General features: G+C 64.0%; 15 protein-coding genes. 8 read left to right on the top strand and 7 right to left on the bottom strand.

The features are described 5' to 3' along the window. Positions 1–16: 16 nt before the first annotated feature. From DIR46_RS19115 to DIR46_RS19105, 3 genes are read right to left on the bottom strand one after another with little or no spacing between them, the layout of a single operon-like run. Positions 17–394 carry a Rieske (2Fe-2S) protein gene (locus DIR46_RS19115; protein ID WP_109346650.1) on the bottom strand — a complete coding sequence of 126 codons (378 nt, stop codon included), beginning with the start codon at positions 392–394 and terminating at the stop codon, positions 17–19. Between the two features lie 16 nt (positions 395–410). Continuing rightward, entirely contained in the window at positions 411–1,070 is a 660-nt protein-coding gene (locus DIR46_RS19110) for an HAD-IIIA family hydrolase (protein WP_109346649.1), read from the bottom strand. A 60-nt stretch (positions 1,071–1,130) separates the two neighbouring features. Then, positions 1,131–2,114, bottom strand: coding sequence for an RluA family pseudouridine synthase (locus tag DIR46_RS19105; RefSeq protein ID WP_205289007.1), 984 nt, complete (start codon positions 2,112–2,114; stop codon positions 1,131–1,133). Between the two features lie 659 nt (positions 2,115–2,773). Between DIR46_RS19105 and DIR46_RS19100 the strand changes: the two genes are divergently transcribed. From DIR46_RS19100 to moeA, 3 genes are all read left to right on the top strand, one after another. After that, a complete protein-coding gene (locus DIR46_RS19100; RefSeq protein WP_109346647.1) occupies positions 2,774–5,950 on the top strand; it encodes an Rne/Rng family ribonuclease in 3,177 nt (1,058 codons plus the stop codon). A gap of 147 nt (positions 5,951–6,097) precedes the next feature. Continuing rightward, positions 6,098–7,210 carry a GTP 3',8-cyclase MoaA gene (moaA, locus tag DIR46_RS19095; protein WP_109346646.1) on the top strand — a complete coding sequence of 371 codons (1,113 nt, stop codon included), beginning with the start codon at positions 6,098–6,100 and terminating at the stop codon, positions 7,208–7,210. Positions 7,211–7,221: 11 nt separating this feature from the next. Further along, positions 7,222–9,105: a molybdopterin molybdotransferase MoeA gene (moeA, locus tag DIR46_RS19090; protein ID WP_109346645.1), complete on the top strand. Its 1,884-nt coding sequence runs from the start codon at positions 7,222–7,224 to the stop codon at positions 9,103–9,105. Between the two features lie 74 nt (positions 9,106–9,179). Here the strand turns inward: moeA and DIR46_RS19085 are convergent, their stop codons facing one another. Genes DIR46_RS19085 through DIR46_RS19070 form a run of 4 tightly spaced genes read right to left on the bottom strand, consistent with a single transcriptional unit; the run spans position 9,180 to position 14,552 of the window. Beyond that, a complete protein-coding gene (locus tag DIR46_RS19085) occupies positions 9,180–10,499 on the bottom strand; it encodes a DNA recombination protein RmuC (protein ID WP_109346644.1) in 1,320 nt (439 codons plus the stop codon). A 9-nt stretch (positions 10,500–10,508) separates the two neighbouring features. After that, positions 10,509–10,934 (bottom strand): group II truncated hemoglobin, encoded by a 426-nt coding sequence (locus DIR46_RS19080; RefSeq protein WP_109346643.1) that lies wholly within the window; start codon positions 10,932–10,934, stop codon positions 10,509–10,511. 57 nt (positions 10,935–10,991) lie between these two features. Beyond that, positions 10,992–13,523 carry an ABC transporter permease gene (locus tag DIR46_RS19075; protein WP_109346642.1) on the bottom strand — a complete coding sequence of 844 codons (2,532 nt, stop codon included), beginning with the start codon at positions 13,521–13,523 and terminating at the stop codon, positions 10,992–10,994. Positions 13,524–13,544: 21 nt separating this feature from the next. After that, positions 13,545–14,552, bottom strand: a complete 1,008-nt coding sequence (locus DIR46_RS19070) for an adenosine deaminase (protein WP_109348074.1) — start codon at positions 14,550–14,552, stop codon at positions 13,545–13,547. A gap of 603 nt (positions 14,553–15,155) precedes the next feature. Between DIR46_RS19070 and DIR46_RS19065 the strand changes: the two genes are divergently transcribed. The 5 genes from DIR46_RS19065 (at position 15,156) to DIR46_RS19045 (ending at position 22,886) form a co-directional block, all read left to right on the top strand. Further along, entirely contained in the window at positions 15,156–17,078 is a 1,923-nt protein-coding gene (locus tag DIR46_RS19065) for a PrkA family serine protein kinase (RefSeq protein WP_005665796.1), read from the top strand. 347 nt (positions 17,079–17,425) lie between these two features. Continuing rightward, positions 17,426–18,697, top strand: coding sequence for a YeaH/YhbH family protein (locus DIR46_RS19060; RefSeq protein ID WP_109346641.1), 1,272 nt, complete (start codon positions 17,426–17,428; stop codon positions 18,695–18,697). Positions 18,698–18,733: 36 nt separating this feature from the next. Continuing rightward, positions 18,734–20,260 carry a SpoVR family protein gene (locus DIR46_RS19055; protein WP_109346640.1) on the top strand — a complete coding sequence of 509 codons (1,527 nt, stop codon included), beginning with the start codon at positions 18,734–18,736 and terminating at the stop codon, positions 20,258–20,260. Between the two features lie 937 nt (positions 20,261–21,197). After that, positions 21,198–21,860 (top strand): energy transducer TonB, encoded by a 663-nt coding sequence (locus tag DIR46_RS19050; protein WP_005665793.1) that lies wholly within the window; start codon positions 21,198–21,200, stop codon positions 21,858–21,860. Between the two features lie 84 nt (positions 21,861–21,944). After that, a complete protein-coding gene (locus DIR46_RS19045) occupies positions 21,945–22,886 on the top strand; it encodes a MotA/TolQ/ExbB proton channel family protein (protein ID WP_205289006.1) in 942 nt (313 codons plus the stop codon). Position 22,887: the final 1 nt, after the last annotated feature.

The raw sequence follows: 22,887 nt of genomic DNA, 5'->3' as shown, positions 1-22,887 counted from the left end.
TGGGTCGATGGGCGAGCTATTCCTGCGCAGGCGCGCGGAACCGCTCGTCGGGCAGCCAGTATATCTTGCCCGCGCCTTCATGTACGGCGATCGGATGCAGTCGCCCGCCGCGGCAGGGACCGCCGGTGCACTTACCGCTGCCGGGCTCGTAGAGCGCGCCATGGGTGGCGCACATCAGGTACTGGCCGCCGGACTCGAAAAACTCCCCTTCGCGCCAATCGAGCTCGATCGGAACGTGGGCGCAGCGGTTCAGGTAGCCATGGACCTGGCCGCCGTGGCGGATCACGAAACCGGTGGCCCGCTGCCCCCAGGCCAGCAGCGCGAAGCGCACGCCACGGCCGGCGTCGAGCAAATCATCGGCATCGCACACGAACAGGCGCTCATCTTCCGCCATCCGCGCATTCGCCGGTTCAGGCATGCTCGAGCAGCCAGGCATGCAGCTCGGGGATCGAGCGTGCCGAGAACAACGGCTGGCAGGCTTGCAGCTGGGCCACCGGGTGGGCGCCGAACTCGACGGCGATGCCGGACGCGCCGGCATTGTTCGCCATCATGAGGTCGTGGGTGGTGTCGCCGATCATCACGGTGCGGCGCAGGTCCTGGCCCAGTTCGCGGGTCAGTTCTTGCAGCATGGCGGGATGGGGCTTCGAGAATGTCTCATCCGCGCAACGGGTAGCGTCGAAGATCGACAGCAGGCCGGTCGCGTTCAGGGCCCGGTTGAGGCCTACCCGGCTCTTGCCGGTGGCCACGGCTAGAAAATAGCCCTCGTTGTTAAGATCGGCCAACATCTCCCGAACGCCCTTGAACAGCACCAGTTCGTGGTCCTTGGTGAGGAAGTGATAGCGGTAGCGTTCGACCATGCGCGGGTACATGGCCGGCTGGATGTCGGGCATCACCGCCTGCATCGCCTCGGCCAGGCCAAGGCCGATGACGTGGGCGGCCGAAGTATCGCTCGGGACCGGCAGGGCAAGGTCGCGCGCCGCCGCCTGGATGCACTTGACGATGGCCGCCGTGCTGTCCATCAGCGTGCCATCCCAGTCGAACACGATCAGGTCAAATTGTTTTCTTGCCATTAGTTAGCAGCGGCCCAGGGCGCCTGTCTCCGTAGTTTTTTGATTGTGCGCAAACTTGTATCACGCACTGTGTGCTCCCAAGCTTACCAAGAACCGCTCGCATTCTTCAGGCATCGGCGCGCGCAAGGTCATCCGCTCGCCGCTGTCCGGGTGCGTGAAGGTGATCTGGTGCGCGTGCAGGAACATGCGCTTGAGCGCCCCGCGCCCCTGGCCCGCCTTGTGCAACTGTTTATTGAATGCAAAGTCGCCATACTTCTCGTCGCCCAGGATCGGGAAACCGCTCGACGCCAGGTGGACCCGGATCTGGTGCGTGCGACCCGTCTTGAGCTCGGCTTCGAGCAAGGCGAAATCCTGCCATTTTTTCAAGAGATTGAAAATGGTATGCGCTTCCTGGCCGCCGGCCTGGACCACGACCCGCTTCTCGCCATCCGCCGTCGTGTACTTATGCAGCGGCAGTTTGACGTGCTGGCGCTTGTTGTGCCAGTCGCCCTTCACGGCCGCGAAATAACGCTTGTCGGTGGTCCCGTCGCGCATCTGGTCGTGCAGATTGGTCAGCGCGCTGCGCTTCTTGCCGATCAGGAGCAGGCCCGAGGTTTCGCGGTCGAGCCGGTGCACCAGTTCGAGGAACTTGGCTTGCGGCCGCGCCGCGCGCAATTGCTCGATCACGCCATAGGACACGCCGGAGCCGCCATGGACGGCCACGCCGGCCGGCTTGTTAATGACGAGCAAGTGCGCGTCTTCGAAGACAATGGGGAATTCGGTCCCCGGCACGGTGTCGTTGCGGGCCTTCTCGGCGATGCGGATCGGCGGGATGCGCACGGTATCGCCCTCGGCCAGGCGGTAGAGCTGGTCGATCCGGCCCTTGTTGACACGTACCTCACCTGAACGGAGGATGCGGTAGATATGACTCTTCGGTACGCCTTTGCAGACACGCAACAGGTAGTTATCGATACGCTGTCCGGCGTCTTCTTCGCCGATTGTGACAAATTGCGCCTGCAGAGCCTGTTGTGATGAAGGGGGAACAACATCGTTTTGGGTCGCCATTCGCTCTGTCTTCCCAGAAATTCTCTCTAAGTCCTTCATTTTGAATATATAATCGACAGGCGGCGGTCAAACCTCTGCTGGTGTAAGAATTAAAACGATATTTTACACAGGGGCGCGCTCCATCGGCCCCGCTCATTGCAAATTCGATGGAAAGTAACGTGTACGCACATCCTTGCGCCGATCAGGGTTGCACCTGCAGTTGTAATCGGGTTGCGCGCAAAGATGCAGGATTGGATTGTCAGGATTCTTAAGGATAAGTACCGGCAAGCAAATCTTGCTTGTCGGGTGATGGTGTCGATAACGCTTGTCGTTTTTCGCCGGGCTCGATGCAGAACCATCCTCATGACTTGAGCAAGGCTGTCTTTTCGCCTCCAGGTCCTGGACGGTTGCTGGCATCGATCCGGCTGGCTGTTAGCACGCCCCTTTCGCTCGCCGCTGTGCCAACCCCAACGTGGTGGCAATCGGACAGCTAGGGTCGCGGCGTGCGTAGACAATGACGTTCGGCCCCACAGCGCCCTGTTGCGGCAGCGGTTTTTCTCGCTGTATCGCACGCTACGGGCATTCCCCCTCCTGAGCTCCCATCCCCGCATACATCCCTGTAGCTGCGCCGCCCGCGAGGGCGGCCATCACACGGCCCACGGGTCGCGGAGTTTATAAAAATGAAACGTATGTTGTTTAACGCTACGCAGCAAGAGGAGCTGCGCGTAGCGATTGTCGACGGTCAAAAACTGATCGACATCGATATCGAGACCGCCGGTCGCGAGCAACGCAAGTCAAACATCTACAAGGGTGTCATCACCCGCATCGAACCCTCCCTCGAAGCCTGCTTCGTTTCCTACGGCGAAGACCGCCACGGATTCCTCCCCTTCAAAGAAGTCGCCCGCTCGTATTTCCGCGAGGGCGTCGACGTGCGCAACTGCACCATCAAGGAAGCGCTGAAAGAGGGCCAGGAAATCATGGTCCAGGTCGAGAAGGAAGAACGCGGTAACAAGGGCGCCGCCCTGACCTCGTTCATCTCGCTGGCCGGCCGCTACCTGGTCCTGATGCCGAACAACCCGCGCGGCGGCGGCGTGTCGCGCCGCGTCGAAGGCGAAGAGCGCCAGGAACTGCGCGAGACGATGGACAAGCTCGACCTGCCGCAAGGCATGTCGGTGATCGCCCGCACCGCCGGCATCGGCCGCAACGTCGAAGAGCTGCAGTGGGACCTGAACTACCTGATGCAGCTGTGGCGCGCGATCGAAGGCGCCGGCAAGTCGGCCGCCGGCGCTTTCCTGATCTATCAGGAATCGTCGCTGGTCATCCGCGCCATCCGCGATTACTTCCAGCCCGATATCGGCGAAGTCCTGATCGACACCGACGAGATCTACGAACAGGCCCAGCAGTTCATGAGCCACGTGATGCCCGACATGGCGCATCGTGTAAAACGTTATAGCGACGACGTGCCGCTGTTCTCGCGTTTCCAGATCGAACACCAGATCGAGACCGCCTACGCGCGCACCGTGCCGCTGCCATCGGGCGGCGCGATCGTGATCGACCACACCGAAGCCCTGGTCTCCATCGACGTCAACTCGGCGCGCGCCACCCGCGGCTCGGACATCGAGACCACCGCCTTCAACACCAACTGCGAAGCGGCCGACGAAGTCGCCCGCCAGCTGCGCCTGCGCGACCTGGGCGGCCTGATCGTGATCGACTTCATCGACATGGAAGTGGCCAAGAACCAGCGCGAAGTCGAGCAGCGCCTCAAGGACGCGCTGCACCACGACCGCGCCCGCGTCCAGATGGGCAAGATCTCGCGCTTCGGCCTGATGGAACTGTCGCGCCAGCGCCTGCGTCCTTCGCTGTCGGAAGGCTCGCACGTGACCTGCCCGCGCTGCTCGGGCACCGGCCACATCCGTGATACCGAATCGTCGGCCCTGCAAGTCCTGCGTATCATCCAGGAAGAGGCCATGAAAGAGAATTCGGCCGCGATTCACGTGCAGGTGCCGGTCGACGTCGCGGCGTTCCTGCTGAACGAAAAGCGCGGCGAAGTGCTCAAGATCGAGAACCGCCACCGCATCACCGTGATCCTGATCCCGAACAAGCATCTGGACACCCCGCACTACAAGCTCGAGCGCATCAAGCACGACGATCCACGCCTGGAAGACGCGCACGCCAGCTATGCGATGGCCGAGAGCGCCGACACCGACATGGCCTACGCCAAGCGCCAGAAAGAAGAAGCCAAGCCGCGCCAGGAAGCCGTGGTCAAGACCATCACCCCGGCCCAGCCGGCCCCGGTGGTCGACCGCAGCGAAGCGGCCAAGCCGGCGAAAGCCGCCGCCGCGCCGGCCGCCGCCCCTGTCCATGCCGCCCCTCCTGCCGAAAAAAGCTTCTTCGGCCGCCTGCGCGACTTCTTCTTCGGCAAGCCGGAAGAACCGGCTCCGGCGCCAGTCGTGGCCGAGAAGCCGGCCGCGCCTGCGCCGGCCGAGCGGGGCGAGCGCAACAACCGCAACAAGGGTGGCCGCAATGGCGGCCGCAATGGCGAACGCGGCGCCAAGCCGGGCCGTGAACGCGAAGAGCGCGACGCGGTTGCCAAGGGCACGCCAGGTGAAGAGCTGGCCAAGTCGCCACAGGGCGACGAGGCCCGCGAAGGCCGCCAGCCGCGCCAGCCGCGCGAGCGCAAGCCACGCGAGCCGCGTGAGCCGCGCGAACTGGCCGAAGGCGCAGCGCGCGCCGAGGGCGCCGAGCGTCCCGATCGTGCGGAACGCGGCGAGCGCAAGGAGCGCCAGCCACGCCAGCCGCGCGAGCGTACCGAGCGTACCGAACGCACTACCCAGGCCATCGAAGCCAAGCTCGACGAAGTGAGCGTAAGCCAGCTCGTCGCCACCGAAATCGTCTCGGTGAGCACCACCGGCCCGGACGGCAGCCAGGAAGTCGTGCAGCAGGTCGTGAAGTCGGTGACGACGATCGGCCCGGATGGCGAAGAAATCGAGGGCGAAGGCGACGAGCCACGCCGCCGCCGCCGCCGTGGTGGCCGCAACCGCAATCGCCGCGACCGTGACCAGGTCGAGGGCAGCGAAGCGCTGGAAGGTTCGGACGAAGCGCCGGCATTCACCCCGGTAGCCGATGAAGAGGCCGCCAAGGTCGCCGCTGCCGCCAGGGCCGCGAAGGCCAAGCCGGCGCGCGCCGCCACGCAAGATGCATGGCCGTTCCCGACCGCCGCATCGGTGGCCGCTGCGAAGGCCCAGGCCGACAAGGCTGCCGCACCTGCACCTGCACCTGCCACGCCTGCCGCTCCTGCCCCGGTCGCAGCGGCGCCCGTGGCTGCCGAACAGATCCCGTTCCCGACTGCGGCTTCGGTTGCTGCTCAGCAGAACATGTTCCCGACCGCGGCATCGGTGGCTGCGGCACGCGCCGAGGCCGAACAGGAAGCTGCGCCGGTCCCCGCACCTGCTCCGGCCTCGGTCGAGCAGGCGCCGGTGGCGCAGGCTGCTCCGGTGCCTGCCCCGGTCGTCGACACCGCGTCAGTGGCCGCACCGGTCGCCGCCTCGGCGGTCGAGACGGCTCCGGCAGCCGCACCGGCCATCACCGTCGCGCCGACGCCAGCCGCCGCGCCCGCCGCTAGCGCACCGGCGCCTGGCGCCGCGCTGGCTGCTGCTCCGGCAGCGCCAGTCGAGGCACCGGCCAAGCTGGACGACGTGCTGGCCCAGGCCGGCCTGCAACTGGCGGCGACCGACCCTGAAAAACTGCGCGCCGCCCAGGAAGCTGCCGTGGCGATCCCGGTTCGCCTGGGCCGCGCCCGCAAGCCGGTGGTCGCGCCGGTCGACGAGCCGCTGGTGCAGGTCGATACGCGTCAGTAAGCGCTGGTCGGCAACACCCATACGCCGTTCCCGCACAGACGGGAACGGCGTTTTTTATTGGACTGCTTTATTGGACTGCATTGAGCCGCAGCACCTCCATCCGGATCGGCACGGGCAGCTTCATCAGCACCGTGCTATCGTACTGAAATGGCTGAAAAAATCATTCTGATCAATGACCTGCGCTCTTCCGCGCTGCAGGTCCCGGCCGTGCCCGAAGCGCCGACTGGCCTGCTCAGCGACGCGCTCGGCCGGCCCCTGCACGACCTGCGCATCTCGGTCACCGACCGCTGCAACTTCCGTTGCGTGTACTGCATGCCGAAGGAAGTCTTCGACAAGGATTACGAGTACCTGCCGCACGGCGACCTGCTGTCGTTCGAGGAAATCACGCGCGTGGCGCGGCTGTTCGTCGCGCACGGCGTCGAGAAGCTGCGCCTGACCGGCGGCGAGCCGCTGCTGCGCAAGAACCTCGAGCGCCTGGTCGCGATGCTGCGCGCGCTGCCGACGCCGAGCGGACGTCCGCTCGACCTCACGCTCACCACCAATGGCTCGATCCTGGCGCGCAAGGCCCAGGCCCTGAAAGACGCCGGCCTGGACCGCGTCACGGTCTCGCTCGACGCGATGGACGACAAGGTGTTCCGCAGCATGAACGACGTCGACTTCGCCGTCTCCGACGTGCTGCACGGCATCGACGCCGCCCACGCGGCCGGCCTCGGGCCGGTCAAGGTCAATATGGTGGTCAAGGGCGGCACCAACGACGACCAGATCCTGCCCATGGCGCGCCACTTCAAGGGCTCGCCGACCATCCTGCGCTTCATCGAGTTCATGGACGTCGGCGCCTCGAACGGCTGGAATATGCGCGACGTCGTGCCGTCGCAGGAAGTGGTGCGGCGCATCTCGGCCGAGCTGCCTTTGGCACCGGTCGCGGCCAACTACAGCGGCGAGACCGCCTCGCGCTGGCGCTACGTGGACGGCGGCGGCGAGATCGGCGTGATCTCGAGCGTCACCCAGGCCTTCTGCGGCGACTGTTCGCGCCTGCGCCTGTCGACCGAGGGCAAGCTGTACACCTGCCTGTTCGCCACCCGTGGCCACGACCTGCGCGCGCTGCTGCGCGCCGGTCGCAGCGACCTCGAGCTCTCTGGCGCCATCGCCCAGCTGTGGCGCGGAAGGGCCGACCGCTATTCCGAGACGCGCACCGCGGAGACCGGCATCGGGCAGCGCGATGGGGCGCGCAAGGTTGAAATGTCCTATATAGGCGGATAATGGAACAAGCGATGATCAGCGGACTGGTATTGGCGGGCGGTCGCGGCTCGCGCATGGGCAATGTCGACAAGGGTTTGCAGCCCTTCCGGTCGAGCACCATGGTCGAGCACGTGCTGGCGCGCCTGCGGCCGCAGGTCGGGCCGGTGGCGGTCAGCGCCAACCGCAACCTCGACACCTATCGCGCGCTCGACGTGATGGTGTTGCCAGATGAAATCGCAGACGGGGTGGAACCTTATGCCGGGCCATTGGCCGGCCTGGAAACGGGGCTGCGCCATTGCGCCACGCCCTACCTGCTGGCCGTGCCCTGCGACTCGCCATTCCTGCCGGCCGACCTGGCGTCCCGCCTGTTCGCCGCGCTGGAGGAAGCCGATGCCGACGTCGCCTATGCCGCGACCCGGGAGCCGGGCATGCGCGCGCAGCCGCATCCCGTGTTCTGCCTGGTGCGCGCCGACCGCCTGCCGCAGCTGTCGGCCTACCTGGCCGAGGGTGGCCGCCGCGTCGACGGCTGGTATCGCGACCTGAAGGCGGTCGACGTGGTCTTCGACGACGCCGATGCCTTCCGCAACATCAATACCCTGGACGAGCTGCGCGGCCTCGACGACACCGCGCCGGCCTTCCCCGCCAGCCTGGCCCAGGTGGCGAGCTGCATCAACGGCTACGATCCGGACGCCCTGCGCGTGCAGGACGCGCAGCGCATCATCCGCGACTTCGTGCAGCCCGTGCGTGCGGTCGAGATGGTCGCACTGCGCGCTGCGCTCGGCCGCGTGCTGGCGCGCGACCTGGTCTCGCCGATCAACGTGCCGGCGCACGACAACTCGGCCATGGACGGCTACGCGCTGCGCGGCGGCGACCTGCCGGCCGACGGCACGGTCACGCTGAAGGTGGTCGGCATCGCCTACGCCGGCAAGCCGCTCGACATCGTTCCCGAACCTGGCGAATGCGTGCGCATCATGACCGGCGGCGTGATGCCGGCCGGCTGCGACAGCGTGCTGCCGCAGGAATTCGCCGAAAGCACGACCATTGATACCGTCACCCTGCGCGCGGGCGCGATCCGTCCAGGGGACAACCGCCGCCTGGCCGGCGAAGACCTGAAGACCGGCAGCCCGGCCCTGAAGGCCGGCCGCGTGATCCGTCCGGCCGACCTGGGCCTGTGCGCCTCGCTCGGCTTCGCCGAGATTCCCGTGCAGCGCCGCCTGCGGGTCGCCTTCTTCTCGACCGGCGACGAATTGCGCTCGATCGGCGAAACGCTCGACGAGGGCTGCGTCTACGACAGCAACCGCTACACGATCTACGGCATGCTGCAGCGCCTGGGCTGCGAGATCATCGACATGGGCGTGGTGCGCGACAGCCCGGAGGCTTTGGCGCAAGCGCTGCGCACCGCCTGCGAGAACGCCGACGCCATCATCACCTCGGGCGGCGTCTCGGTCGGCGCGGCGGACTACACCAGACAGGTAATGGCCGAGCTGGGCGACGTGACCTTCTGGAAGATCGGCATGCGTCCGGGCCGGCCACTGGCCTTTGGCCGGATATCGTCCAACGGCCGCAGCGCCTTTCTGTTCGGGCTGCCGGGCAATCCGGTGGCGGTGATGGTGTCGTTCTACTTCTTCGCGCGCGAGGCGCTGCTGCGCATGATGGGCGCCGGGGCGCCGCTACCGCTGCTGCGTGCGCGCTCGACCGAGGCGATCCGCAAGAAGCCGGGTCGGACCGAATACCAGCGCGGCATCGTCGCGCGCGGGGCGGATGGCGAGCCGGAGGTGCGCATCACCGGGTCGCAGGGCTCGGGCATCCTGCGCTCGATGTCGGAGGCGAATTGCATGGTGGTGCTGCATGATGGGCAAGGCAATGTCGCGGCGGGGGAGATGGTGGATATCTTGCCGTTCGAGGGCTTGTTCTAGCAACCTGGATAGGCATTGAGCCGTGGGTTGGACGCCAGCGCCGTCCACCCCACATGTTTCACCTCATTCGATCATCAGTCGTCCCGCTCCAGGCCATCGGGCCCGAGCATCAACTGCGCCGCCTCGCTCGGCAACGCCTCCACCGATTTCAATTTGCGCGCCATCTGACGGCTGCGCACCTCGGCGCTTTCGATGTTCTTGGCGGCCTTTTCCAGCGTCAGCTTGGTGGTCGCCAGCACGTCGCCGAACTTGGTGAACTCGGTCTTGACCGCCCCCAGCACCTGCCACACCTCGGACGAGCGCTTCTCGAGCGCCAAGGTGCGGAAGCCCATCTGCAGGCTGTTGAGCAGCGCGGCCAGCGTCGATGGCCCCGCGATCGTCACCCGCAAGGTGCGCTGCAGGTCGTCGGCCAGGCCGGGACGGCGCATCACCTCGGCGTACAGGCCCTCGGTCGGCAGGAACAGGATGGCGAAGTCGGTCGTCTGCGGCGGCGACACGTATTTGTCGCAAATCGTGCGCGCTTCATTGCGCACCGCCCGTTCCAGTTCGGCGCCGGCGCGCGCCACGCCCTCGGCATCGGCTTCGTCGCTGGCCAGCAGCAGGCGTTCGTACTGCTCCTTGGGGAACTTGGCGTCGATCGGCAGCCACAGCGGCGCGCCGCCGTCGACCACGCCGGGCAGCCTGATCGCGAACTCCACCCGCGCGTTGGAACCGGCCACCGTCTCGACGTTCTTCGCGTACTGGTCGACGGTGAGCACTTGCTCCAGCAGCATTTCCAATTGCACCTCGCCCCAGGTGCCGCGGGTCTTGACGTTGGTGAGCACGCGCTTCAGGTCGCCCACGCCGATCGCCAGCTGCTGCATCTCGCCCAGGCCCTGGTGCACTTTTTCCAGCCGCTCCGACACCTGGCGGAACGATTCGGACAGGCGCGTCTCCAGCGTCGCATGCAGTTTTTCGTCGACCGTCTGGCGCATCTCTTCGAGGCGCTTGGCGTTATCGCCTTGCAGGTCGCGGATCTTGGTTTCGAGCGTGTTGCGCACCTCGAGCATGCGCTGGGCGTTCGATTCGGTGAGATTGCCCAGCGTCTGCTGCAGCGTGTCGGCGAAGCGCTTCAGCGCGCGCGCCTGTTCTTCCCGCCCGCTACTGGAATGCAGCTGCATCTGCTGGCGCATGCTGTCCAGTTGCTGGACGGTGGCATTGTGATACTGCGCCAGATGAGAGGACAGCTCCTGGCGCGTCGCCTGGGCGCTCGACTGCAGCTCCTGGCGCAGCTCGCGCTCGAGGCGTTCGACGTGGGCGCCGTCGCCATTGCCGCGCATGCGCAGCAAAACAGCGACCAGCAGGCCGGCCACCAGAACGAGGCCGAGCAGGATGAGGATTTCGGCAACGGTCATGGATGACAATCAGTCAGGTTTATTGCGCATCCAGTCCGCGGTCTGGAAGAAGGAATTCATCATGCGCACGCGCAGCGTGTCGTCGTAGCCCATGTCTTCCATGGCCCAGGCCATGCAGCGCAGCCACTGGTCGCGTTCCGCGCTGCCGATCGCGAACGGCAGGTGGCGCGCGCGCAGGCGCGGGTGGCCGTAGCGCTCGATATACAGGTCGGGGCCGCCCATCCAGCCGGACAGGAACATGAAGGTCTTCTCGCGCGAGCTGTCGTTGGGCACCGGGTGCATGGCGTGGATGCCGGCGAAATCCGGCTCCAGCTGCATCAGGTCATAGAAGCGGTCGACCAGCGCCCGCAAGCGCTCGCCGCCGCCCATCATCTCGTACAGGGTCTGGGGTTCGGCCTGCACGTCGGTCTGTGTTTCGGTGTGGTGTTCGGACATCCCGCCATGATAGCGCAGGCACCGCGGACCGTGTCCGCAGCGCCTGCATTATCGCGCTTACGCCTCGCGCAGCGTCTGCAGCGGAGGCTGCCGCAACACCCCGCGCAGGCCCAGCCAGCCGCCCACGATCGCGCACAGCGCGCCGACGAACAGGCCCGCGATCCATACGCCCGGCTCGAACACCCACGGGAACTTGAACTGGTAGGTGGCCAGGGCCCAGCCCAGCGCCGCCGCGCCGCTCGCCGCCAGCAAGCCGGCCAGGCCGCCCACCAGCACGAACTCGATGCGCTGCGCCTGCGCCAGTTGCTGGCGCGTGGCGCCCAGCGCGCGCAGCAGGCCGGCCTCGCGCGTGCGCTCGGATTGCGATCCCATCAGCGCCGCATACAGCACCAGCACGCCCGATGCGAGCGTAAACAGGAACAGGAACTCGACCGCCGTCACCACCTGGTCCAGCACGTCCTGCAGCTGGCGGATGATGCCCGAGACGTCGATCACCGTCAGATTCGGATGGTTGCGCGTCAGCGCATTGCCCAGGTTCGCGCCCTCGGGCGGCACATGGAAGGCCGTCATATAGGTGGTCGGCGCGTCCGCCATCGCCGCCGGATTGATGATGACGAAGAAGTTGGCGCGCATCGAGCCCCACTCGAGCTTGCGCACGCTGGTGATCTTCGCCTCGACCAGCAGGCCCGCCATGTCGAAGCGCAGGCTGTCCCCCAGTTTCAAACCCAGGCGCTCCATGATGCTCTGCTCGACCGAGGCCTCGGCCACGCCCGGCGCGTCCCTGAACCACTCGCCCTGCACCACCTCGTTCGCCTGCGGCAGCACATCCGTGGTCGACAGGTTGAATTCGCGGTTGGCCAGGCGCCGCGCCTCGCCGTCCTGGAAGGTGTCGCGCGTGATCGCGTCGCCATTGATGGCCGTCAGGCGGCCACGGATCATCGGGTACAGCACCGGCTCCCTGACGCCGGCCGCCAGCAGCTGGCCTTCGACCGACTGCTTCTGCTCGGGCAGGATGTTGATCACGAAGCGGTTCGGCGCGTCGCTAGGGGTGGCCAGCTGCCAGGCCGCCATCAGGTCGCCGCGCACCACGGTGAGCAGGAGCAGCGCCATCAGGCCCAGCGCCAGCGACACCACCTGCACCACGGTGGCGCCGGGACGGCGCTGCAGCGAGGTGACGGCGAAGCGCCAGCCCTGGTTCTTGAACGCGCCGCGCATCCGGCGCAGCCCTTGCAGGCCGAGCCAGGCCACCAGCGCGAAGAAGGCGAAGCCGCCCAGGAAGCCGCCGGCGGTGATGAGCGCCAGGGTCGGATCGCCCGCCTGCCACAGGAGCAGCAGGAAGAACACGCCGATGCCCAGGCCATAGGTCGCCAGCGCGGCCGGCTGCGGCGCGCCCTGCTCGCGCCGGATCACCCGGTTGTGCGGCACGTTGCGCAACTGGAGAATCGGCGGCAGCGCGAAGCCGACCAGCAGCATCAGCCCCGTCGCCACGCCCTGCAGCGCGGGCAGCATCGACACCGGCGGCAGCTCGGTCTTGATCAGCGAGGCGATCATCTCGAGCAGCACGAAGTGGGCGCCGAAGCCGACCAGCACCCCGATCACGCTCCCGGCCAAGCCGATGAAGCCGAATTCGAGCAGGTACAGCACGGTGACCTGGTTCTGGGTCAGTCCCAGGCAGCGCAGCATGGCGCAGGCGTCCAGGTGGCGGCCCATGAAGCGGCGCGCGGCCATCGCCACGGCGACCGCCGCCAGCATCGCCGACAGCAAGCCCACCAGCGACAGGAACAGGCCGGCGCGATCGAGCGTCGCGCGCATCTCGGGACGGCCGTTCTCCAGCGTCTCGATGCGCACGCCCTTGATGTTGTTGTCGCGGATCTGGGCCCGTATCCACTGTTCGTAGTCGCGCACCGCGGCCATGTCGTTCGCGTCTTTCGATGCGACCATCAGGCGGAAGCTCACGCGCGCGAAGTCGTCGACCAGGCCGGTGGCTTGCAGGTCTTCCAGCGCCAGCATCACGCGCGGCGCGAAGTTGGCGAACGAGGCGCCCTTGTCGGGCTCGGTGGCGATCAGCTGGGCGATGCGGAACTGGCTGTTGCCCAGGGTGAGCGTGGCGCCGACCTCGGTGCGCAGCTGCGGCAGCAGGCCGGGATCGACCCAGACCGTGCCGCGCGCCGGCACCTCGCGCGTGGGCGTGCCTTGCGCGCCGGCGGCGGCGACCGGATCGGTCGTGATGCTCACCTGGCCGCGCAGCGGATAGCCTGTCGATACCGCCTTGATCGACGACAGCTGGGCCAGCGAGTCGTCGCCCTCGCCGGCTTGCGCCATGCTCGGGAAAGTGACGGTGTCGGCCAGCAGCAGGCCTCTTTTCGAGGCTTCGGCGCGCCATTCCTGGCGCACCGGGTCGTCGGTATTGACCAGCAGGTCGGCGCCGAGCAGCTGGTGGGCGTCGCGGTCCATGCCCGCCCGCATGCGGTCGATGAAGAAGCCGACCGAACTCAGGGCCGCGACCGCGACGATCAGCGCCACCAGCAGGAAGCGCAGCTCACCGGCGCGCCAGTCGCGCGCCGTCATGCGAAGAGCCTGGATGAACATGGATCCGCTCCTATCCGAACATCATGCGTTGGCGAAGAAGTCGTCGACTTCGGCCAGGAAGGCGCGCTTGCGCTCCGGGTCGACGAAGGCGGCCTGGAAACTGTTGCGCGCCAGCTGGCGCGCATGGTCTTCATCCAGCGGCAGCGCGTCGAAGGCGGCGAAATAATTCTCGTTGACGTAGCCGCCGAAATAGGCCGGATCGTCCGAGTTGACGGTCACCGCGAGATTCGCGTCGAGCAGGGTGCGCAGATTGTGCGAACCCATCACGTCGAACACGCGCAGCTTGATGTTCGACAGCGGGCACACGGTCAGGGCCATCTGCTCGCGCGCCAGGCGCTCGACCAGGGCCGGGCTTTCCAGGCTGCGCACGCCGTGGTCGATGCGCTCGACCTTGAGCACGTCGAGCGCGCTTTCGATATAGGCCGGCGGGCCCTCCTCGCCGGCATGCGCGACCAGGCGCAGGCCGAGCGCACGGGCGCGCTCGAACACGCGCGCGAATTTCTCGGGCGGGTGGCCGACCTCGGACGAATCGAGGCCGACGCCGATGAACTTGTCGCGATAAGGGATCGACTGCTCGAGCGTGGCGATGGCCTCGTCTTCGGACAGGTGGCGCAGGAAGCACATGATCAGGCTGGCGCTGAGGGGCGCGTCCTGGCAGGCGCGCCAGATGCCGTTGATGACGGTGTCGAACGGCACGCCGCGCGCGGTATGGGTTTGCGGATCGAAGAAGATCTCGGCGTGGCGGACATGGTCGGCGTGGGCGCGCGCCAGATAGGCCGCGGTCATGTCGTAGAAATCTTGTTCCTTCAGCAGCACGCTGGCGCCTGCGTAATAAATGTCGAGGAATGATTGGAGATCGGTGAAAGCGTAGGCCTCGCGCAACGCTTCGACCGAGCTGTAAGCGAGGTCAACGCCGTTTCTTTGCGCGAGCTCAAAAATCAGTTCCGGTTCGAGCGAGCCCTCGATGTGGATGTGCAGTTCTGCCTTGGGCATGTTCTGCAGCAGGTTGCGCAGGCGTTCGTCGAGCATGGTTTTCTCCAACAGGTACATCAGGAAATAGTCAATAGTGCGGGCCATTCCGGCCCGACCGATAAGTGTAACGCATGCAGGCTTTGCGCCCGCACCAGGGCGAAAATGGCTGCGTTCGGCTCTATGACATGCACGATTCGCGTGCGCCGCGTGTTGAGCAGTTCGTGCACTATCGGCGCACGACGGAAGAAAATGGAGGTGCCGCCGGCACGCCGATCTTTCGTTCAAACCGGCCTCGACGCCGTGTTCCGGCCCCACCTTCCCTGGGCCGCCGCGACGCCTGCAAAAACCGATTTTCGATAGCTGAATCAAGTACTTGGCACCGCTCCAACAACTTGCACGACACTGCTTTGACTTCGGAAACTAATAGGCACATAATAAATTTCATAAACGCAAAAAAGACGTTCTCCACTACGCATGGATTCGGCTATCCGCCGATTCGACAAGACGCAATCGCACGTGAATTCCTTTAACGGCGCCGGCCATCCTGGCGCGGCACGTGACGACCGAACAAGGAGACCGTGACAAAGACCGGGGCCCCGGGCAGCTTTGATAGTGGCTGCTGTGACAGTGATTCGTTGTTGGCACATTAAAGGAACTTCAATGAGCATCTTTGAAAACTACGCGGCCCGCTATGAGCGTACCCGGGAAGAGGAATACTCCCTGGCGGAATATCTCCAATTGTGCAAGAAAGACCCGCTGACCTATGCCAGCGCGCCGGAGCGCATGCTGGCGGCGATCGGCGAGCCGACCCTGGTCGATACCCGCCTCGATCCGCGCCTGTCGCGCATCTTCGCCAACAAGGTGATCAAGATCTATCCGGCCTTCCGCGAGTTCTACGGCATGGAAGAAGTGATCGAGCAGGTGGTGTCTTATTTCCGCCATGCGGCGCAAGGACTCGAAGAGCGCAAGCAGATCCTGTATTTGCTCGGCCCGGTCGGCGGCGGCAAATCGTCGATCGCCGAAAAACTCAAAAGCCTGATGGAGCTCGTGCCCTTTTATGCGATCAAGGGCTCGCCGGTGAATGAATCGCCACTGGGCCTGTTCAGCGAGGAAGAAGACGGCACCATCCTCGAAGAAGACTACGGCATTCCGCGCCGCTACCTGCGCGCCATTCCGAGTCCGTGGGCCGTCAAGCGCCTGCACGAATACGGCGGCGACATCAATAAGTTCCGCGTGGTGAAGCGCTATCCGTCGATCCTGAAACAGATCGCGATTTCCAAGACCGAACCGGGCGACGAAAACAACCAGGACATCTCTTCGCTGGTCGGCAAGGTCGATATCCGCAAGCTCGAGGATTTCCCGCAGGACGATCCGGACGCCTACAGCTATTCCGGCGGCTTGTGCCTGGCAAACCAGGGCCTGATGGAATTCGTCGAGATGTTCAAGGCGCCGATCAAGGTGCTGCACCCGCTGCTGACCGCCACGCAGGAGGGCAACTACAAGGGCACCGAAGGCTTCGGCGCGATTCCTTTCGACGGCATCGTGCTGGCGCACTCGAACGAATCCGAATGGAAGACCTTCCGCAACAACCGCAACAACGAGGCTTTCCTCGACCGTATCTATATCGTGAAGGTGCCGTATTGCCTGCGCGTGTCCGACGAAATACAAATCTACGACAAGCTGCTGCGTAATTCCTCGCTCGACAAGGCGCCGTGCGCGCCCGGCACCCTGCGCATGATGTCGCAGTTCGCCGTGCTCTCGCGCCTGAAGGATCCCGAAAATTCGAGCATCTTCTCCAAGATGCTGGTCTACGATGGCGAGAACCTGAAGGACACCGATCCCAAGGCCAAGTCGCTGCACGAATACGTCGACTATGCCGGTGTGGACGAAGGCATGAACGGCCTGTCGACCCGCTTCGCCTTCAAGATCCTGTCCAAGGTCTTCAACTTCGACAATACCGAAGTGGCGGCCAATCCGGTGCACCTGCTGTACGTCCTCGAACAGCAGATCGAGCGCGAGCAGTTCCCGCCCGAGACCGAGCAACGCTACCTCTCCTATATCAAGGAGCACCTGGCGCAGCGCTACGTCGATTTCATTGGCAAGGAGATCCAGACCGCCTACCTGGAAAGCTATTCCGAGTATGGCCAGAACATCTTCGACCGCTACGTGACCTTCGCCGACTTCTGGATCCAGGACCAGGAATTCCGCGATCCGGATACCGGCGAAAGCTTCGACCGCGAATCGCTGAACGCCGAGCTGGAAAAGATCGAAAAGCCGGCCGGGATTTCGAATCCGAAGGATTTCCGCAACGAGATCGTCAACTTCAGCCTCAGGGCGCGCGCCACCAATGCCGGCAAGAATCCGGCCTGGACCAGCTACGAGAAGTTCCGCAGCGTGATCGAGAAGAAGATGTTCTCGAATACCGAGGAACTTTTGCCGGTAATTTCCTTCAATGCAAAAGCGAGCGCAGAGGATGCGAACAAGCATGCCGACTTCGTCGCCCGCATGGTAGAGAAAGGCTATACGCCAAAGCAGGTGCGTTTGTTGTGCGAATGGTATTTGCGCGTGCGGAAGTCCTCGTGACGGGCGAGGAGCCCGTCCCGGAGGGTGGAAGGAATCTCATGGCGATGGATGGTGGGCGTGGGCAAGGCGCGAGGAGGCAGCATGGCGGCGCCATGCAACGACGAGCAACGCAGCACACGCCCGCCAGGCGCGCCAGGAGCGACTTCTACCCGCCGAGATAGGCTCCACAGCGTGTTGCCGGTTCGCTGCAGGCCGCCGCCGGCAAGACCTGACGCTGCGCGTGCGCCGCACGCTCGTTCGCGCAGCGTATTAAGATAGGGGTGCCGTCGCATGCGACGGCGCCAAAGCGCCAGCGACAAGCGCCACATGTCGCCAGTTCCGCGCTTATTAAGAGCAGGAGGCCTGTTTTGACTTACCTCATCGACCGTCGCTTGCAGGGCAAGAACAAGTCAGCGGTCAACCGCGAACGTTTCCTGCGCCGCTACAAGGCGCAGATCAAGGATGCTGTCGGCCGCGCCATCAAGGGCCGCTCGATCACCGACATCGAGAACGGTGAAAAAGTCACCATTCCCGTCAAGGACGTGAACGAACCGCATTTCGGTCACGCCCATGGCGGCGTGTACGAAACCGTCAACCCCGGCAATACCGAGTATCAAAAGGGCGACCAGTTCAACCGCCCCCGCGGCGGCGCTGGCGGCGCCGGGCGCGGGCGCGCCGGCAACAGCGAACAGACCGTCGAAGACGATTTCATCTTCGAGCTGTCGCGCGAAGAATTCATGAATTACTTCTTCGAGGATCTCGAGCTGCCGAACATGGTCAAGACGCAGCTGACCCAGACCGTCGAATACAAGAACCAGCGCGCCGGCTACAACGTGTCCGGCACGCCCTCGAACATCCACGTGCTGCGCTCGCTGCGTGGCGCGCTGGGCCGCCGCATCGCCGTAGGCGGTCCCGCCCGGCGCCAGCTGGCCGAGGCAGAAGAGGCGCTGCAGGCGCTGCTCGACCAGGGCGCGCCGTCCGACGACGAACAGGTGGTCGCGCTGAAGGACCGCATCCACCACCTGCACATCCGTCTGAATGCCATTCCCTTCATCGATCCGTTCGACCTGCGCTACTCCAACCGGATCAAGGTCCCCAAGCCCAGCACCCAGGCCGTGATGTTCTGCATCATGGACGTGTCCGGCTCGATGGACGAGACGCGCAAGGATACGGCCAAGCGCTTCTTCATCCTGCTGTATCTCTTCCTCAAGCGGGTCTACGAGAAGATCGACGTCGTCTTCATCCGCCACCACACGGCGGCGGCCGAGGTCGACGAGAACGAGTTCTTCCATTCGCGCGAGTCGGGCGGCACCGTCGTCTCCTCGGCCCTGCACCTGCTGCAGAAAGTGATCACCGAGCGCTACGGCAGCGCCGACTGGAACGCCTACGTGGCGCAAGCCTCGGACGGCGACAACTGGGATAACGACTCGGTGCTGTGCAAGCAGATCCTTACCAGCGCGATCATGCCGCGCGTGCAGTATTACACCTATGTCGAGATCACCGATGGCCCGCCGCAGAACCTGTGGGAACAATACTGCGACGTCGCCGCCCAGCACCGCAATTTTGCGATGCAAAAGATCGTGACCCCGGCCGACATCTACCCGGTATTCCGGGAACTGTTCAAGAAGCAGGCCAAATAGCCTGAAGAACAGATGCAGTCAACAGCGAGGCGTCCCATGCCAAGAGATCCAAGCAATCCGCGCGCCCTGCCCGAACAGTCGGAGTGGACCTTCGACCTGATCGAGCAGGCGCACGAAGAAATCAAGCGGGTGGCCAAGCGCTACGGCCTGGACACCTATCCGAACCAGCTCGAAATCATCACCGCCGAGCAAATGATGGATGCCTATACCTCGGTAGGCATGCCGGTGTCTTATAACCACTGGTCGTTCGGCAAGCACTTCCTGAGCACCGAAAAGAGCTACCGCCGCGGGCAGATGGGCCTGGCCTACGAGATCGTCATCAACTCGAATCCCTGCATCGCCTACCTGATGGAAGAAAACAGCCTGACGATGCAGGCGCTGGTGATCGCCCACGCCGCCTACGGCCACAATTCTTTCTTCAAAGGTAATTACCTGTTCCGCAGCTGGACCGATGCCGACGCCATCGTCGACTATATGGTGTTTGCCAAGAACTATATCGCCGAATGCGAGCAACGCTATGGCATCGATGCGGTCGAAGAGCTGCTCGATTCCTGCCATGCGCTGCAGAACTACGGCGTCGACCGCTATAAGCGACCGGCCAAGCTGTCGGTGGCGCAAGAGGCGGCGCGCACCAAGGAGCGCGAGGAATACGCCCAGTCCCAGGTCAATTCGATCTGGCGCACCCTGCCCCAGCGCGAGGAACAGGTGGCCGCGGACGCGCCGGCCCACCGCTTCCCGCCCGAGCCCGAGGAGAACCTGCTGTATTTCATCGAGAAATACGCGCCGCTGCTCGAGCCCTGGCAGCGTGAACTGGTGCGGATCACGCGCAAGATCTCGCAGTACTTCTATCCGCAGCGCCAGACCCAGGTGATGAACGAGGGCTGGGCCACCTTCTGGCACTACACGATCCTGCAGGATCTGTACAAAGAGGGAATCGTGGGCGACGGCTTCATGCTCGAGTTCCTGCAAAGCCATACGAACGTGGTCTACCAGCCACCGGCCAACAGCCCCTATTACAGCGGGATCAATCCCTATGCCCTCGGTTTCGCGATGATGACCGACATCCGGCGCATCTGCGAAAACCCGACCGACGAAGACAGGGCCTGGTTCCCCGACATCGCCGGCAGCGACTGGCTCAAGACGCTCGACTTCGCGATGCGCAACTTCAAGGACGAGAGCTTCATCGCCCAGTACCTGTCGCCCAAGCTGATCCGCGACTTCCATTTCTTCGCCGTGCTGGACGACGACCGCAGCGACAAGCTGACCATCTCGGCCATCCACGACGAGGCCGGCTACCGCTACGTGCGCCACAAGCTGGCCGAGCAGTACAACCTGGGCAGCCGCGAGCCGAACATCCAGGTCTGGCAAGTCAATACACGCGACGACCGTGCCCTGACGCTGCGCCACACGCAATACAACCGCCGCCCGCTCAACGCCCAGGCGCAAGAGGTGCTCAAGCACGTGGCCCGTCTGTGGGGTTTCGACGTGCGGCTGGAGACGACCGATCCGGCCGGGCACGTGGTCAGCTTCCTCGAGTGCCGGCGCGAGAAACGCGGGCGCTGAGCGGCCCGCGCCGGCGGCCACGCCGTCGCGAAGGTGATGTTGCCCAGCTCATTCTCACGTAGGGTGGGTGGATTTCCCATCCATGGGTTCACCAGGTGCGTGCGATGCGGTGTCGCCGCCTTGCACCGAACGCATGGGCGGTATAGCCATCCACCCTGCCTTGATCCCCCTTTGCCACGCCCAGGGCGGCGCCCACTCCTTTCTCCGATACAGCCCGGCACCGCCGATGCGAGGCGCGAGCAGCGCGCCCTGCCTATGCATGTTCGATTAAGCTCAACTGCTATCGCCAACATGCAGATTTCATGGTATGTTCCCGACATCACATGTTAGCGCTGTCACAACCAAGACATGGCAATTTGTCGGTGAAGGACCTAGCACTAACTAAGTAATATAGTTTGTCTCGCAGGGTGTGGGAGTGCGCAGCTTTCATTCCTGTCAATCCGAAGTCATCGAGTGACGTACGGTTGAGGCAGCTCAAACGCAATAACAGGTATCGCTTTTATCTATACCGTATGCACGCGCGGGGCGACTTCCACGGCGGTCCAGCGAAACCGGGTACTGATGAGAATAAGGCTATTGTTTGCAGAAATGCCATTATGTAGTCATATGAAATTCGCCATCTGGCTGATTTAGCGTCAGAAATTTGGTGAATAAGGCATCTGCACTGATCTTCCACGCGATGAGGAGAAACGATACATAAAACTACACATTTTCCGGCCTTCCGGACCCCTCAAAACGACCTCGCCGGGCTTGTATAGATGAGCTTGTTTGCCTGCATTTACAGGCAGTTAGCGCACCTTTCAGTGCTGTAAAAATGTATGTGCAAAAAAGAATTCGTAGGTATAATTCTTCGATGTCCCGGATGCGGCTCTAGGCTTTTGTCGTGTTTAGTGGGTTTGGTAGCAACAAAAAAGAGTTGGTATTGGAGAAATATGGCATGAATTTTTCGAATGAGAAGCAACCCGGGAAAAATTTCACAGGATTCATCGTAGTCGTCATCCTTCACATCATCGTGGGATGGGCACTCGTGGCTGGCCTGGGAACCCGGATCGTCAGCACGGTGACCGAAGCTGTGGAAACCAAGCTGATTGAAGAGACTGCGCCGCCGCCGCCGCCGGAAACTCCGCCGCCGCCGCCGCCGCCAGAAATGAAAGCGCCGCCGCCGCCGTTCATCCCGCCGGTCGAGGTGCAGGTGCAGCAGCCGCCGCCACCGCAAAACACGATCGCTACCGCGACCAACACGCCGCCGCCGACCACCCAGCTGGCTCCGCCGGCACCGCCAGCTCCTCCGGCTCCGCCGGCGCCGCCGGCACGTGGCCCGAGCCGCACCGAGGCAGTCGCTGACTTTAATACTTGCGCACGTCCGGAATATCCGCGTTCGTCGCAGCGCAATGAAGAAACCGGTACCACGACCCTGCAGTTCCTGATCGGTGTCGATGGTCGGGTGATGGAAGCCAAGCTGGCGAAGTCGAGTGGCTTCCGTGACTTGGACCGGGCCGCGCAATCGGCTCTGAGCAAATGCCGATTCAAGCCCGCCATGATCGATGGCAAGCCGGAACAGGCGTGGACAGCGGTGCAGTACGTCTGGACGCTGGAATAAAACCGAGGCAGAACACCGTCTCAAACTTTGATTGTCGTTGTCATTAGTTCAGCGAACTGTCTATTTAATATCTTTGGAGGAAGCATGTTTAAGAATACCCGTTTGTCCGCTTTCCTGGCGGCTGTCCTGTTGTCGGTAACCGCAGCATCGGCTCTGGTCTCGGCCCCTGCCTTCGCTCAAGAAACCCCGGCAACCGACGCAGCTGCGCCGGCGGCGACCGACGCTGCTGCACCAGCTGTTGACCCAGCTGCTGCTCCTGCAGACGCTGCTGCCGCTCCTGCAGACGCTGGCGCGCCAGCCGCTGCTCCAGGTGGCGAGCAAACCGAAGAAGTCTACAACCCATACGGCCTGCAAGCGATGTGGGAACACGGCGACTTCGTCAACAAGGGCACCCTGATCATCCTGTCGCTGATGTCGATCGGTTCGTGGTACATCATCATCACCAAGCTGATCGATCAGCAGAAGATCATGAAGCAGTCGAAAGACATGCAAGCCAAGTTCTGGAAAGCACCGTCGATCGCTGCTGGTTCGGCTCAGCTGAAAGAAGGTTCGCCATTCCGCTTCATCGCTGAAACCGGCACCAAGGCAACCCAGCACCACGACGGCGCCCTGCTCGAGCAGATCGACCTGTCGACCTGGGTCACCATGCAGATCCAGCGCGCCGTGGACCGCGTCCAGTCGCGTCTGCAAGACGGCCTGTCGTTCCTGGCAACCGTTGGTTCGACCTCGCCGTTCATCGGTCTGTTCGGTACCGTCTGGGGCATCTACAACGCACTGACCGCCATCGGCATGTCGGGTAACGCATCGATCGACAAGGTCGCAGGTCCAGTCGGTGAAGCACTGATCATGACCGCCTTCGGTCTGTTCGTTGCAGTTCCTGCCGTTCTGGGTTACAACTGGCTGGTCCGTCGTAACAAGACCGTCCTGGAAGACATCCGTTCGTTCTCGGCTGACGTTCACTCGGTCCTGATCTCGGGTGCAATGTCGACCTCGAACGCAGCTGCCGCAGCTAAAAAGATTGGATAAA

The sequence above is a fragment of the Massilia oculi genome, assembly GCF_003143515.1.
Lineage (GTDB): Bacteria > Pseudomonadota > Gammaproteobacteria > Burkholderiales > Burkholderiaceae_D > Telluria > Telluria oculi.
This window is presented reverse-complemented; position numbering and strand designations above follow the sequence as displayed.